At 55.0% G+C, this 12887-nt stretch carries 16 protein-coding genes; 3 read left to right on the top strand and 13 right to left on the bottom strand.

What is annotated here, in order from left to right:
* Positions 1 to 4 precede the first annotated feature (4 nt).
* The 7 genes from QMG27_RS03035 to QMG27_RS03005 all read right to left on the bottom strand — a co-directional run bounded on the left by QMG27_RS03035 (position 5) and on the right by QMG27_RS03005 (position 6515).
* Entirely contained in the window at positions 5 to 1090 is a 1086-nt protein-coding gene (locus QMG27_RS03035) for a sulfate ABC transporter ATP-binding protein (RefSeq protein ID WP_281813058.1), read from the bottom strand.
* A gap of 16 nt (positions 1091 to 1106) precedes the next feature.
* Positions 1107 to 2000 (bottom strand): sulfate ABC transporter permease subunit CysW, encoded by an 894-nt coding sequence (gene cysW, locus QMG27_RS03030; RefSeq protein ID WP_281813055.1) that lies wholly within the window; start codon positions 1998 to 2000, stop codon positions 1107 to 1109.
* The gene (cysT, locus tag QMG27_RS03025) at positions 1997 to 2851 is read right to left on the bottom strand and encodes a sulfate ABC transporter permease subunit CysT (protein ID WP_281813052.1); all 855 of its coding nucleotides are present in this window, start codon (positions 2849 to 2851) and stop codon (positions 1997 to 1999) included. The genes cysW and cysT overlap by 4 nt, the downstream gene beginning before the upstream one ends.
* 6 nt (positions 2852 to 2857) lie before the next feature.
* Complete coding sequence (locus QMG27_RS03020) at positions 2858 to 3850, bottom strand: sulfate ABC transporter substrate-binding protein (protein WP_281813049.1); 993 nt, start codon at positions 3848 to 3850, stop codon at positions 2858 to 2860.
* Complete coding sequence (locus QMG27_RS03015) at positions 3847 to 4440, bottom strand: alpha/beta hydrolase (RefSeq protein ID WP_281813046.1); 594 nt, start codon at positions 4438 to 4440, stop codon at positions 3847 to 3849. The genes QMG27_RS03020 and QMG27_RS03015 overlap by 4 nt, the downstream gene beginning before the upstream one ends.
* Before the next feature lie 86 nt (positions 4441 to 4526).
* Complete coding sequence (locus QMG27_RS03010) at positions 4527 to 5540, bottom strand: sulfate ABC transporter substrate-binding protein (RefSeq protein ID WP_281813043.1); 1014 nt, start codon at positions 5538 to 5540, stop codon at positions 4527 to 4529.
* Between the two features lie 114 nt (positions 5541 to 5654).
* On the bottom strand, positions 5655 to 6515 hold the full coding sequence (locus tag QMG27_RS03005; protein WP_281813040.1) for an MBL fold metallo-hydrolase: 861 nt from the start codon (positions 6513 to 6515) through the stop codon (positions 5655 to 5657).
* A gap of 39 nt (positions 6516 to 6554) precedes the next feature.
* On the opposite strand from QMG27_RS03005, the gene QMG27_RS03000 reads away from it, so the two are divergent.
* From QMG27_RS03000 to QMG27_RS02990, 3 genes are read left to right on the top strand one after another with little or no spacing between them, the layout of a single operon-like run.
* Positions 6555 to 6992 carry a YeeE/YedE family protein gene (locus tag QMG27_RS03000; RefSeq protein WP_281813037.1) on the top strand — a complete coding sequence of 146 codons (438 nt, stop codon included), beginning with the start codon at positions 6555 to 6557 and terminating at the stop codon, positions 6990 to 6992.
* A gap of 10 nt (positions 6993 to 7002) precedes the next feature.
* Positions 7003 to 7419: a YeeE/YedE family protein gene (locus tag QMG27_RS02995; RefSeq protein WP_281813034.1), complete on the top strand. Its 417-nt coding sequence runs from the start codon at positions 7003 to 7005 to the stop codon at positions 7417 to 7419.
* 36 nt (positions 7420 to 7455) lie between these two features.
* Complete coding sequence (locus QMG27_RS02990) at positions 7456 to 8517, top strand: YeeE/YedE family protein (protein WP_281813033.1); 1062 nt, start codon at positions 7456 to 7458, stop codon at positions 8515 to 8517.
* An 8-nt stretch (positions 8518 to 8525) separates the two neighbouring features.
* Here the strand turns inward: QMG27_RS02990 and QMG27_RS02985 are convergent, their stop codons facing one another.
* The 6 genes from QMG27_RS02985 to soxY all read right to left on the bottom strand — a co-directional run bounded on the left by QMG27_RS02985 (position 8526) and on the right by soxY (position 12863).
* A complete protein-coding gene (locus QMG27_RS02985) occupies positions 8526 to 8753 on the bottom strand; it encodes a DUF2892 domain-containing protein (RefSeq protein ID WP_281813030.1) in 228 nt (75 codons plus the stop codon).
* A 26-nt stretch (positions 8754 to 8779) separates the two neighbouring features.
* Positions 8780 to 10513: a thiosulfohydrolase SoxB gene (gene soxB / locus QMG27_RS02980; RefSeq protein ID WP_281813027.1), complete on the bottom strand. Its 1734-nt coding sequence runs from the start codon at positions 10511 to 10513 to the stop codon at positions 8780 to 8782.
* Positions 10514 to 10584: 71 nt separating this feature from the next.
* Positions 10585 to 11238 carry a sulfur oxidation c-type cytochrome SoxX gene (gene soxX / locus QMG27_RS02975; RefSeq protein ID WP_281813025.1) on the bottom strand — a complete coding sequence of 218 codons (654 nt, stop codon included), beginning with the start codon at positions 11236 to 11238 and terminating at the stop codon, positions 10585 to 10587.
* Positions 11239 to 11250: 12 nt separating this feature from the next.
* The gene (gene soxA, locus QMG27_RS02970) at positions 11251 to 12045 is read right to left on the bottom strand and encodes a sulfur oxidation c-type cytochrome SoxA (RefSeq protein WP_281813023.1); all 795 of its coding nucleotides are present in this window, start codon (positions 12043 to 12045) and stop codon (positions 11251 to 11253) included.
* A 26-nt stretch (positions 12046 to 12071) separates the two neighbouring features.
* Positions 12072 to 12383 (bottom strand): thiosulfate oxidation carrier complex protein SoxZ, encoded by a 312-nt coding sequence (gene soxZ / locus QMG27_RS02965; protein ID WP_281813021.1) that lies wholly within the window; start codon positions 12381 to 12383, stop codon positions 12072 to 12074.
* Between the two features lie 24 nt (positions 12384 to 12407).
* Positions 12408 to 12863 (bottom strand): thiosulfate oxidation carrier protein SoxY, encoded by a 456-nt coding sequence (soxY, locus tag QMG27_RS02960; protein ID WP_281813019.1) that lies wholly within the window; start codon positions 12861 to 12863, stop codon positions 12408 to 12410.
* Positions 12864 to 12887: the final 24 nt, after the last annotated feature.

Genomic DNA, 12887 nt, shown 5'->3' with positions numbered 1-12887 from the left:
AGGCTTAAGCGACAAACACCCGCGCTTTGCGCGGTGTGAGCACCAAGGTGTCACCCTCTGTAAATCCCTGCTCGTAATACTGCGATGCAGGGATTTGCGCTTCAATGATCTGTTGGTCTGATGGGCTGTCTCCCTCAGCGGCCAGCAGCTCTAAACGAGCAATCGGCCCCACTACGATGGCACGGGTCAGCTGCGCCACGATGCCTTCGTCACCTGAGGTGTAACGACGCACATCCAAATCGTGGGGACGCACATACGCAAAAGCTTTGGCGTCTTGTGTGTCATGGTGTTCTGGGCTGGGCACGCGCACAGTTTGATCTTCCACGCCAATGTGCATTTCGCCTTCGTGGGCACGGCCATGGAACAAGTTCACATCGCCCAAGAAGCCATACACAAACGGGCTGGCTGGGTGTCCCCACACTTCTTGAGGGCTACCCACTTGCTCGACATGACCTTTGTTCATCACCACCACGCGGTCGGCCACTTCGAGGGCCTCTTCTTGGTCATGGGTCACAAAGATGGTGGTCACATTCAAGTCATCGTGCAAGCGGCGCAACCAGCGGCGCAGTTCTTTGCGCACCTTGGCGTCCAAAGCACCAAAGGGTTCGTCCAGCAACAACACTTTGGGCTCCACCGCTAAGGCACGGGCCAAGGCAATGCGTTGGCGTTGACCACCCGAGAGTTGTGAGGGGTAGCGATCGGCCAACCAATCGAGTTGCACCAGGCTCAACAAGTCGTGCACTTTCTTTTTGATCTGTTCTTCGCTGGGGCGTTCGTTGCGTGGTTTCACGCGCAGGCCAAAGGCCACGTTTTCAAACACCGTCATGTGGCGGAACAAGGCGTAGTGTTGAAACACAAAACCCACTTGGCGCTCGCGCACATGCACATGGGTGGTGTCTTCACCGCTGAACAAAATCGTGCCCGCGTCAGCCGTTTCTAAACCCGCGATGATGCGCAGCAAGGTGGTTTTACCGCAGCCCGATGGGCCCAACAAGGCGATCAACTCGCCAGAATGAATGTCAAGGCTTACATCGCCCAGCGCTTGGAAGTCGCCAAACTGTTTGTGGATGTTTCTGATTTCGATGCTCATATTTCTTTACTCGTATTTATGCGTGTGGACGCTCTGGTGGTAAGTCAGCCGCGGCTTTGAGTTCATTGGCATGACGCCACTCAACCACCGACTTAATGGCCAACGTGACCAAGGCCAGCAAAGCCAGCAGCGAAGCCACCGCAAACGCCGCCACAGACTGATATTCGTTGTACAAAATTTCCACATGCAAAGGCATGGTGTTGGTCTGGCCACGGATGTGGCCAGACACCACCGACACCGCACCAAACTCACCCATGGCGCGGGCGTTACACAAGATGACGCCGTAAATCAAACCCCACTTGATGTTGGGCAGCGTGACATACCAAAAGGTTTGCCAGCCTGTAGCCCCCAACACAATGGCCGCTTGCTCTTCGTCATTGCCCTGCGCTTGCATGAGCGGAATCAACTCACGCGCGATGAACGGGAACGTGACAAACACCGTGGCCAACACAATGCCGGGCACCGCAAAAATGATCTTGATGTCGTGTTCTTGCAACCAAGGGCCGAACCAGCCTTGCGCGCCAAACATCAACACATAAATCAAGCCCGCAACGACTGGCGACACCGAGAACGGCAAATCCACCAGCGTGGTCAAAAACGCTTTGCCTGTGAATTCGTATTTGGCAATGGCCCATGCAGCCGCAATGCCAAACACCAAGTTCAAGGGCACGGCAACCAAGGCGGTGATGAAGGTCAAGCGAATGGCCGACCATGCATCGGGCTCTTGCAAAGCCTCCCAATACGCTTCAAAGCCTTTGCGCAGAGCTTCGGTGAACACCGCAGCCAATGGCAAAACCAAGAAGAAAAACATAAACGTGAGCGCCAAGCCAATCAGGCTGTAGCGCACCCATGCGGGCTCCGTCGTACCCGCTTGCGCACGGCGTGAAGAGGGATTCAATGTCGTTGTCATGCTGGGGCTCCTGTATGGCGGCGTTGCCATGCTTGCAGCGCATTGATAACCAACAACAAGATGAACGAAATGACCAGCATCACCACGGCCACGGCAGTGGCACCGGCATAGTCGTATTGCTCCAACTTACCGATGATGATGAGCGGTGTGATTTCAGACACCATGGGCATATTGCCCGCAATGAAAATGACTGAGCCATATTCACCAATCGCACGCGCAAAGGCCATGGCAAACCCCGTGAGCAATGCAGGCGCAATGCTTGGAAAAATCACACGGCTAAAAGTTTGCCAACGTGTGGCTCCCAAACAAGTAGCAGCTTCTTCGAGTTCTTTCTCTGCGTCTTCCAAGACCGGCTGCACGGTGCGCACCACAAACGGCAAGCCAATGAAGATGAGTGCAATCACCACACCGTTGGGGTTGAACGCCAACTGAATGCCCAAAGGCTCCAGGCACTGCCCCACCCAACCATTACCCGCTAACAAAGCGGTGAGCGAAATACCGGCCACCGCTGTGGGCAAAGCAAAGGGCAAATCCACCAAGGCATCGACCACCTTCTTACCGAAGAAGTTGTAACGCACCAGCACCCAGGCCACGAGCAAACCAAACACCACGTTGACCAATGCAGCAATCAGCGACGCACCAAACGTGAGGCGGTAAGACGCCATCACACGGGGGCCTGTAACGGCCTCAATGAATTGGTCCCATGTGAGGGTGAAGGTTTTGAAGATCAATGCCGAGAGCGGAATCAACACGATCAAGCTCAGATACGTGAGCGTGAAACCTAACGTGATGTTGAAGCCGGGAAGAACACGCGCAGCCTTATGGCTGCGCGCCAGAGAAAACAATGCCATGAAAAATTACTTCACCGTATAAATCTTGTCGAACTGGCCACCATCGTTGAAGTGGACTTTTTGCGCTTCACTGAGTGAACCGAAATACTCACTCACAGGCACCAACTGAATGGGCTTGAAGGTGGCTGCATACTTCTTCAGCAAGGCGGGTGAGCGTGGGCGTAAGGCGTGTTTGGCTGCAATCTCTTGCGCTTCATCGGAGTACAGGTAGTTCAAGTAAGCCTTGGCCAATTCGCCTGTGCCTTTCTTAGCCACTGTGCGTTCCACCACCGCCACTGGGTTCTCCGCAATGATGCTGACTGATGGGTGCACGGCATCCACCTTGCCTTCGCCAAACTCGCGGTCGACCGAGACGACTTCGGACTCAAACGTCACCAACACATCGCCAATGTTGCGTTGCAAAAAGATGGTGGTGGCATCGCGACCGCCTTTGGCGAGCACGGGTACGTTCTTGAAAATCTTGCCCACAAACTCAGCAGCTTGCGCATCGGTTTGGCCTTTTTTACGCGCATAGGCCCAAGCAGCCAAATACGCCATGCGGCCATTGCCGCCCGTTTTGGGGTTAACGACGATGACTTGCACGCCAGGCTTGGTCAGGTCGTCCCAGTCCTTGATGCCCTTGGGGTTGCCATTGCGCGTGAGGAACAACATGGTCGATGTGGTGGGCGATGCGTTGTTGGGGAACTTCTTCGCCCAGTCTTTGGCGACCACGCCGTTGTTGGCCAAAAACTCAATATCAGTGGTGGTGTTCATGCTGACCACGTCTGCATCCAATCCATCGTTGACGGCACGGGCTTGGGCGCTAGAGCCACCGTGGGCTTGGTCAATCTTGATGTCTTTGCCTGTGGTCTTTTTGTAGTGCGCGACAAAGGCTTGGTTGTAGTCCTTGTAGAACTCACGGGCCACGTCATACGACGCATTGAGCAGTGTTTGCGCAGAGGCCAAAGAGCTGGCGCTCAATAACGCGGCGACCAAGGTGGTGTGTAGAAATTTTTTCATACCGTTTGAAGCTCCAAAGAATGATGAGACTCTGCCGATGTGGTCGACTTAAATACCAAAGGTGTTTCCACCAAAGACTGCAACAGTGCCAGCCCCAAGGGCCATGCACCAAAACCAGAGTCGATGTTGATGTGCCCTGCGTTTTGCAAGCGCACAAACTCGCTGCCCCATGACCTGGCATAGGCCCCTGCGGTTCTCACAGGGCAATACGGGTCGTTGCTGCTGGCCACCACCACACTGCGATAAGGTAAGGGCTGGTACGGCACAGGTGCAAAGTCGACCAAGGGCGCGCGTCGCTCAGGGTCAGCCGGTGCGACCAACAAAGCGCCATGCACACGCGCCACTGCCTCGGGTGGCAAGTGGGTAGAAGCGATGCAGCCCAAGCTGTGCGCCACCAGAACCACTGGGCCGTCTTGCGCGAGGATGGTTTCAGCAATGCGTCCCACCCATGCGCTACGCGTGGGAGAAATCCAGTTGTCTTGCTGCACACGCACCGCGCCCACAATGGACTCCGCCCACAGACTTTGCCAGTGGCCGGGGCCAGAGTCGCGCCAACCGGGCACGATGAGGATGGTGGGTGTTTGAGTCATGGCCGCGATTGTGAAAGGCAGAGCCGAAATCTCAAACGACTCTTTTCTTGTTAGTTAATTACGAATGCGTATATAGAGTTGCGACATCATTTCTTCAGGTAAATCTGATCGAACTGCCCACCGTCTGCAAAGTGCTCTTTGCCCACTTTGTCCCAGCTGCCAAATGCACTCTCCAGCGTGAAGAGGTTGAGTTTGGGCAACTGCTTCACATACTTGGCTTGCGCTTTGGCAGAGATGGGGCGGTAGAAGTTTTTGCCTGCAATGTCTTGACCTTCGTCGGTGTAGAGGTAGTTGAGGTAAGCCTCTGCGACTTTGCGTGTGCCTTTGCGTTCGACGTTTTTATCGACCACGGTCACAGGGGGTTCCGCCAAGATGCTGATCGATGGGTAAACGATGTCTACCTTGTTGCCAAATTCTTTTTCAAGCAAGTGCGCTTCGTTTTCCCAAGAGATGAACACATCGCCTTGGTTGCGCTGTGCAAACGTGACCGATGAGCCGCGTGCGCCGGTATCGAGCACGGGCACGTTCTCGTAGAGTTTTTTCACAAACTCTTTGGCTTTCGCTTCACCGCCGTATTTGCGTTTGGCAAATTCCCAAGCAGCCAAATAGTTCCAGCGTGCACCGCCGGATGTTTTGGGGTTGGGCGTGATGACGCCGATGCCAGGCTTGACCAAGTCATCCCAGTCTTTGATGCCTTTGGGGTTACCTTGACGCACCACGAGCACAATGGTGGAGGTGTAAGGCGATGAGTTGTGTGGCAAACGCTTTTGCCAGTCTTGTGGAATGAGACCACCGTTTTTGTACAAGGCATCAATGTCGCCGGCCAGTGCCAAGGTGACGACGTCTGCATCGATGCCGTCAATGACCGAGCGAGCTTGTTTGCCAGAGCCACCATGCGACTGCTTGATGGTCACGTCTTGGCCCGTTTGTGCTTTCCAGTGTTTGGCAAAAGCCGCATTGAACTCAGAGTACAGCTCACGGGTTGGGTCATACGACACATTGAGCAAGGTGACAGGTGCTGTTTGTGCAGCAGCCAAACCGCTCACAGCCACCAAGGCTGTGGCCACCAGAGTTTTGAGAAAGTGTTTGCGTTGAATCATTTTGGTTCCCTTTGAATCCATCTAAATTTGCGATGGACGGATTCTTAGCGCAGCTGCGCTAAAAGGGAACGACAGAGTTTTTGGTAGTTAATTACCGAAACATCTAAGCCAGTATCAAAGCGCGTTCAAAGGAATTTTGAGGTACGACACGCCGTTGTCGTCCTTGGGTGGGAACTCACCCGCACGAATGTTGATTTGCACCGCAGGCAAGATCAGCACAGGCATGGCTAAGGTGGCATCGCGTTCGGTGCGCATGCGCACAAACTCGGCTTCGTCGATGCCGTCGTGCAAGTGAATGTTGAGCGCACGTTGCTCAGCCACTGTGGTTTCAAACTTCACGTCGCGCCCCTCGGGCGGGTAGTCATGGCACATGAACAAGCGCGTCTCAGCGGGCAAGCTCAAAATTTTGCGGGCTGAGGCATAGAGTGTTTTGGCATCTCCCCCAGGAAAGTCACAACGCGCTGAGCCCACATCGGGCATGAACAAGGTGTCTCCCACAAATACCGCATCGCCCACTTGGTAAGCCAAGCACGCAGGCGTATGGCCAGGCACATACAGAGCTTTGGCTGTGAGCTGACCAATGGCGAAGGTTTCGTCTTCGTGCAGCAGGTGGTCAAACTGTGTGCCATCCACTTGAAAGCTGCCTTCTAAATTGAACACGCCTTTGAAGACGCGTTGCACTGCAGTGATGTGGTCGCCAATCGCAGTTTGCCCACCTAAATGCGCTTTGAGATAAGGCGCAGCCGTGAGGTGGTCCGCATGTGCGTGCGTTTCCAAAATCCAGACCACGCTGAGCTGCTGCTCTTTCACAAACGCAATCACTTGGTCTGCCGAGGCCGTGCTGGTGCGACCCGATTTGGGGTCGTAGTCGAGCACCGAATCAATGATGGCGCAGGTGCCGCCCGCTTGGTCGTAAACCACATAGGTGACGGTCCAAGTGGCGGGGTCGAAGATGCCGTGGATGAGGGGTTTCATAAGGGCACAATAATATAGGCAACTTTAGATATACAGACCATGCAGATTGATTGGCTTCACTTCACACCTTGGACGTCTTTGTTAGGCGGCGTTTTACTCGGCGTTGCGGCGGCGGCTTTGTTTTTGAACAGCGGGCGCATCTTGGGTATCACCGGTATTTTGGAAGGGGTGCTCGCGCCCAAACATGCCGACTCGCCTTGGCGTTTTGCGTTTTTGCTGGGCCTGTTTGCCGCGCCTTTGGCGGCTAAGTTTTTCCTGCCCGCTGAGCTGGTGCACACCCCGCGCATAGACGCGAACTGGGCCATGGTGATCACCGCTGGTGTGTTGGTAGGCTACGGCACACGCTGGGGTGCAGGCTGCACCAGCGGCCACGGCATTTGCGGTTTGAGCCGTTTGTCTGTGCGCTCTCTCGTCGCTACTTTGTCGTTCATGGGCACGGGCTTTGTCACCGTGTTCGTGATTCGCCATGTTCTCTAAGGAGCCACACATGCAACGCGTGATTGAATTTGTGTTGGGCCTTTTGTTTGGTCTGGGTCTGTTGATTTCCGGCATGACTGACCCCGGCAAAGTACAAGGCTTTTTGGATGTGACGGGTGCGTGGGACCCATCACTCGCGCTCGTGATGGGCGGCGGTGTGATGGTGGGCTTGCTTGGGTTTACCTGGGCGAAAAAGAAACACAGCAGTTTTTCGGGTGCGCCCTTGCAATGGCCTGAGATGACGCAGATCGACCGCCCCTTGGTGCTAGGCAGCTTAATGTTTGGCACAGGCTGGGGCTTGGCTGGTTTTTGCCCCGGGCCTGCGCTGGTAGCCATGGCCGCCGGCAACGACAAAGCCTTGGTGTTTGTGCTGGCCATGATGGCGGGCATGGTGTTGTTTGACCGTTTCAAAAGCAGAGACAATTGAAGGCTTGACTGCCACCACTGACGATTGGGGAATTTTGTGAATCTCACCAGCTTGATTGAAACCTTCGGAGACCATGCCGTGTTGGCCACGGGTGGCGCACTCATTGGTTTGATTTTTGGTTTCTTTGCGCAACGCTCTAAGTTTTGTGCACGCGCTGCTGTGATTGAGTGCTGCGACGCAAGCGGTGGCTCACGCTTGGGCGTCTGGTTGATCGGTTTTTCTGTGACCATCTTGGCCGTGCAAGGTTTGGTGTGGGCTGAGTTCTTGAAGCCTGAAGCCTCTCGCCATTTGGGTGCCCCCGGCAGCATTTCAGGTGCGGTGGTGGGTGGCTTGATGTTTGGCATGGGCATGATCATGACGCGCGGATGCGCCAGCCGTTTGCTCATTCTCTCGGCCAACGGCAATTTGCGTGCCCTGCTCTCGGGCTTGGTGTTTGCGGTGACGGTGCAAGCGTCAATTTCTGGTTTGTTGGCTCCCGCACGTCAGTGGGTCACAGGCTTGTGGATGGTCGAAGGCGGTCCTGAGCGCAACTTGCTTCATTTCACGGGCGCATGGATGGGCCTGGTCGTGGGCTTAGCGCTTGGCTTGGTTGGCCTGTGGCGTTTGCGTGCGGACACACAAGACGCCCCCAACACCTGGAACTGGGCAGGCGTGATGGTGGGTGTGTCGATTGCTTTGGGTTGGGGCTTCACCCAGCTGATGGCCGGTGTGTCGTTTGAACCTGTGGCCGTTCAAAGCTTGAGCTTCAGCAGCCCATCGGCAGAGTGGTTGATGCGCACGCTCTCCACCGCCACTGCACCGAGTTTTGGTTTTGATGCAGGCTTGTTGCCTGGTGTGTTTGCAGGCTCATTGATCGCAGGCGTGTTGTTTGGCGAATTCAAGTTTGAAGGTTTTCAAACAGAAAACAAACTGGGCCACTATTTGACAGGTGCCATCTTCATGGGCTTTGGCGCTGTGATGGCTGGCGGTTGCACCGTGGGCTCAGGCATGACTGGCGGTGCGATTTTTTCAAACACAGCGTGGCTCACGCTGGTGTCAATCATTGCTGGGGCTGGATTGACTTACAAAGTGTTGAAGTCTATCAACAGCCCCACCTGAGTTTTCAATCACTCAGTTGCGCAGCAAGCGGCGCCATCTTTGACGCCGAATTTGCGCAAGATGATGCCCATGGGGCAAAAGTTGGTAAAGCCAAATTGAAACAAGTTGGCTCCCACAAAAGCAGTGAACGCCAAGGCCCAGCGACTCACAAACACTGGGCTTTCTTCAATGCCTAAAGCCAGTGACACCATGATGAACAAGCCCGCGATGATGCGGATGTAACGTTCGACTGTCATTTCATTTCCTTTGATTTAAAAACTTTTTACGCGGCGTAGCCAGGGTTGGGCAACACACCTTCGAGCTTGGGCGTGTTGAGCTTGCGTGACTTGACGCGGCCACCGCTTGCCTTGAGCCACTGCTCGGCCACTTCCCACACGGGCTTGAGGTTTTGGTTTTTCGCCTCTTCGGCCACAGGGGCCCAACCGGCCACTTTGTATTTTTTGTTCGCTTCAATGAGCTTGCCTTTGAGGCGCATGTCGCCAATGCGGTTGCCCATTTTTTCGTTGGGGCGACACACGTATTCGAGGCCACCCACGCGGACCATGTCGCCACCTTGTTGGTAGTAAGGGTCGGGGTTGAACAAGTTGTCGCACACGTCTTCGAGCACGGTCTTGATGGTCTCGCCCGTCATCTCAGTCACGGTGGCATACGAGTAGGTGGTGGCGGTCATGTCCATCAACCATTCACGCGTGATGGCTTGGCCTGGCAAGAGCGAAGTGCCCCAGCGGAAACCGGGCGAGAACGCGAGGTCGGCGCCTTGCACATCCATCAACGCGTCGAGCAACAACTGGTCGCCTGTGCCATTGAAGTTGCCACGGCGGTACAGCGTGCCTTCGGTGATGGCCAAGGTTTCATTGAGCTTGGCTTCGTAGGGCGCGCGAATCTTGGTGATGAGCGCATCCATCTCTTTGTCGGCGGGCAGCATGTTGGCAAACACGGGCAAGAGCTTGTAGCGGAAGTCGGTGATGCGCTTGTTCTTCACTTCGAAGTCGAGCACGCCCAAGAACTTGCCATTCGACCCTGCGTTGGTGACGATGGTTTTGCCGCCTTTGTTGTTCACCAAAGTGGCCACAGGCATGCCGTCGTGGGTGTGACCACCCATGATGGCGTCGATGCCGCTGACGCGGCTGGCCATTTTCAAGTCCACGTCCATACCGTTGTGGCTGATGACGACGACCACCTGCGCACCTTTGGCGCGGGCTTCGTCCACCATCTTTTGCATGTTTTCGTCTTGAATGCCAAACGCCCAATCGGCCACCATGTAGCGGGGGTTGGCAATGGGCGTGTACGGGAAGGCTTGACCAATGATGGCGCAAGGCACACCGTTGATTTCGCGAATCACATAGGGCTTGAACACCTGATCGCCAAAGTCTTGGGTCTTGATGTTTTGGGCCACAAAGTCGACCTTGCCTGCAAAGTCTTTGTTGACGATTTCTTGCACACGTTCCATGCCGTAGGTGAATTCCCAGTGGCCGGTCATCACATCGACGCCGAGCAATTTGCAAGCGTCGACCATGTCTTGGCCGTTGGTCCACAACGAGGTGGCCGAGCCTTGCCAAGTGTCGCCACCGTCGAGCAACAAGGCGCCGGGGCGGCTGGCTTTGAGGCGTTTGACCAGAGTGGCAAAGTGCGCGAAACCGCCCACTTTGCCAAAGCGTTTAGCGGCTACTTCAAAGTTCAAGTAGCTCATGCCATAGGCTTCGGCGCTGCCGGGGCGCACACCTGCGGTTTTGAGCAAATGCTCGCCCACCAAGTGTGGCAAGTTGCCTTTCATGCTGCCAATGCCAAGGTTGACACTGGGCTCGCGGAAGTAAATGGGCTTGAGCTGCGCGTGGCAGTCGGTCATGTGCAAGAACGAGACGTTGCCAAACTTGGGGATGTCGTACAAACCTTTGGCCGCCACGTTCGCATCTGCTTGCGCATAGGCCTGCATATTGAGGCCGGCCATCGAGCCCGCGCCAATGACTTGCATGAATTCGCGTTTGGTTAAGTTCATATCAGCACCTGCTTATTTAAAGAACGTAGAAAAGCCGCAGATGAAAAGCTCATGCTGCGGCTTGAGAGAGATTACTTGTTGACAGGCGACGCTGGGTCGAGCAACAAAGCCATGATGTGTTTGATTTGTGTTTCAGTCAACACACCTTTGTGCGCAAAACGTGGCATGTTGGAGCATGCGTTGTACGCACGGGCGTTTTGAATCTTGCCCCAGGTGTACTCGGTAATGGCCTTGGTGACGGGGCTGTTAGGCTCCAATGCACTGCGGATCTTGCCGTAGTTGTACAAGCTTGGGCCGAGTGTGCCGTAGGACAACTCTTCCTTGCTGATCTGGTGGCAGTTGTAGCAGTTGCCGCCGTTGGCAGAGCCTTCGGCATCGGTCCAGGTTTTGCCTGCGCCGCTTTGGGCAATCTTCTCGCCTTCTTTGAAGTCACCCAAATACTTGCCATCGGCGGGAGCCTTGATGGTTTTCATATTGCGTGCTTCGATGGCTTCGGCCACTTTGGCGTCCAACGGCACACCTGTGCGCTCGGCTTCGGCACACAACTGGTTGTCTTCATCAGGGCTCAAGCGGTCAAGCTTGGCTTGGCCTTGTGCACGGAATGAACGGCCAATGATGTCTTGGGTGAGTTTGTCGAGGTCAGCGCTCGATGGCATGGGTGCCGCACAAGCAGTCAACAAAGCTATAGCGGCTGCGCTCAACGCGATTTGATATATGCGATTCATGGTGCGTGGTCCTTATCGTTTGATCGCGGGCGCGGTGGCCTCGCCGCCTTTGCCATTCACGCCCATGTAGACGCCCAAGGCAATGGTGGCTTCGCTGCCAAACAAGGGATAGGGAAAGCGTTGCTGACGGTAGCAGTCGTTCAAGCGCAATTGAGCGCCCCACATCTGGCCGTTAGACACGCGGTACGCAGGCCAAGCGCCAAAGCCGTTGCCTGCACCAGGGTTTTTGGTGAGGTTGGGCAAGTCTTGCAAGCGAATGCGCTTGTCGTCTTGGCCGTGGCAAGTGGCACACGCAAAGTCGTGCGAACCGCCGCGCATGAAGAAGAGGCGCTTGCCTACTTCATACATCTTGCGCTCTTCCACATGGCTTTGCGGCAAGTTGAATTTCATGCCTTTGGATTCTGCAGAAATCCAAGTGGCCAAGGCGGTCACATTGCTTTGTTCGCCTTTGCCAAACGGTGTCTTGGCAATCTCGTCGCCATTGAAACCTTGCAACTCTTGCATGCAGGTGACCAAGCGCGATTCGAGGTCTTGCACTTTTCCAGTGTCTGCAAAGTAGCGCGGCAACTCGACCCAGGCGCCTTTGACCACGCCTGCGCCTTTGCCTAAATCGCATTTCTCAAGCGACGCATTTTTAGGGCCGCGTTTTTGTTTCCACAGGTCTTCACCTTTGGCTTCAAACAACTCGGCGGGGTTGCCGTCTTGCAGCATGGCGCGGTATTCGGCAATGCTGTCGGTCGACGACTTTTGGGCGAACGCAGCGGCAGACAAGCCGATGAGCCCTAATGCAAAAACTAATTTTTTCATCCTTGTCTCCACTGCGTTCACAGGCATCACGAAACAGTTGCTTCGTCAGAGCGTGTATCGCCCTTGTTGTCTTTCCATGTGATGCCCACTTTGTCACCGGCTTTGGCGCCTTTGATGGTGAATTGCAAGAAGGGGTTCTTGGACACAGCGGGGCCCCACTCGGCTGTCATCACGACTTTGCCATTGAGGGTGGCGGTCACGTCTTGGATGTGCCAAGCGGGAATGAGTTTGCCGGTGCCGTCTTTGCGTTGACCGGATTCCATTTCGTGGCTCATCAAGACACGGATGGTTGCTTTATCGCCAGCTGCTTGGGCGCGAATGCGCATTGGATCTGCCATTTTGTTTCTCCTGAAATTTCTAAATTAGCCGCCGCAGCCGCCGAGTGTCACTTTGACTTCTTTCTTTGCGAAGAAAGCTTTGCCGTCGTTGGTGATGGCCACTGCGTAGACATCTGACGATTGGCCCATCTTGGAGCGGGTCGAAAAGTTGGCTTCAACTTCAGGTGTCACGTTGAACATCGCAATCAAAGCAGATGGGTTTTTCTCAACCAACAACAGCATGCGTTTGACGTTGCCCAAACTGGTGCTCACACCCAATGGCACGACAGCGCCGTTTTCAGCGATGTCTGGACCGGTGATGGTCACGTCTTTGCTTTCCACGGGGGCTGAACCACCCATGGCTTTGACGGCTTCGTTCACACTCTTGGTGTCAAACGCTGCTTTGTCAAAAGCTTGAGCATATTGAGGGAACAGGCCAGTAGAGGCCAACAGGCCTGCCACAGCGGCGCTGTGCTTGAGGGTCTCGCGACGAGTTTGCATGTAGTGCTCCTAAAAATGCGTGAG

The sequence above is a fragment of the Limnohabitans sp. MORI2 genome, from assembly GCF_027925025.1.
Taxonomy (GTDB): Bacteria; Pseudomonadota; Gammaproteobacteria; order Burkholderiales; family Burkholderiaceae_C; genus Limnohabitans.
The sequence above is the reverse complement of the archived record's forward strand: the minus strand, read 5'-3'. Positions and strand labels throughout refer to the sequence as shown.

What these genes read in the sequence shown, in the direction of transcription:
- QMG27_RS03035 (WP_281813058.1), bottom strand. Translation starts at nt 1,090, where the DNA reads ATGAGCATCGAAATCAGAAACATCCACAAACAGTTTGGCGACTTCCAA.
- cysW (WP_281813055.1), bottom strand. Translation starts at nt 2,000, where the DNA reads ATGACAACGACATTGAATCCCTCTTCACGCCGTGCGCAAGCGGGTACG.
- cysT (WP_281813052.1), bottom strand. Translation starts at nt 2,851, where the DNA reads ATGGCATTGTTTTCTCTGGCGCGCAGCCATAAGGCTGCGCGTGTTCTT.
- QMG27_RS03020 (WP_281813049.1), bottom strand. Translation starts at nt 3,850, where the DNA reads ATGAAAAAATTTCTACACACCACCTTGGTCGCCGCGTTATTGAGCGCC.
- QMG27_RS03015 (WP_281813046.1), bottom strand. Translation starts at nt 4,440, where the DNA reads ATGACTCAAACACCCACCATCCTCATCGTGCCCGGTTGGCGCGACTCT.
- QMG27_RS03010 (WP_281813043.1), bottom strand. Translation starts at nt 5,540, where the DNA reads ATGATTCAACGCAAACACTTTCTCAAAACTCTGGTGGCCACAGCCTTG.
- QMG27_RS03005 (WP_281813040.1), bottom strand. Translation starts at nt 6,515, where the DNA reads ATGAAACCCCTCATCCACGGCATCTTCGACCCCGCCACTTGGACCGTC.
- QMG27_RS03000 (WP_281813037.1), top strand. Translation starts at nt 6,555, where the DNA reads ATGCAGATTGATTGGCTTCACTTCACACCTTGGACGTCTTTGTTAGGC.
- QMG27_RS02995 (WP_281813034.1), top strand. Translation starts at nt 7,003, where the DNA reads ATGCAACGCGTGATTGAATTTGTGTTGGGCCTTTTGTTTGGTCTGGGT.
- QMG27_RS02985 (WP_281813030.1), bottom strand. Translation starts at nt 8,753, where the DNA reads ATGACAGTCGAACGTTACATCCGCATCATCGCGGGCTTGTTCATCATG.
- soxB (WP_281813027.1), bottom strand. Translation starts at nt 10,513, where the DNA reads ATGAACTTAACCAAACGCGAATTCATGCAAGTCATTGGCGCGGGCTCG.
- soxX (WP_281813025.1), bottom strand. Translation starts at nt 11,238, where the DNA reads ATGAATCGCATATATCAAATCGCGTTGAGCGCAGCCGCTATAGCTTTG.
- soxA (WP_281813023.1), bottom strand. Translation starts at nt 12,045, where the DNA reads ATGAAAAAATTAGTTTTTGCATTAGGGCTCATCGGCTTGTCTGCCGCT.
- soxZ (WP_281813021.1), bottom strand. Translation starts at nt 12,383, where the DNA reads ATGGCAGATCCAATGCGCATTCGCGCCCAAGCAGCTGGCGATAAAGCA.
- soxY (WP_281813019.1), bottom strand. Translation starts at nt 12,863, where the DNA reads ATGCAAACTCGTCGCGAGACCCTCAAGCACAGCGCCGCTGTGGCAGGC.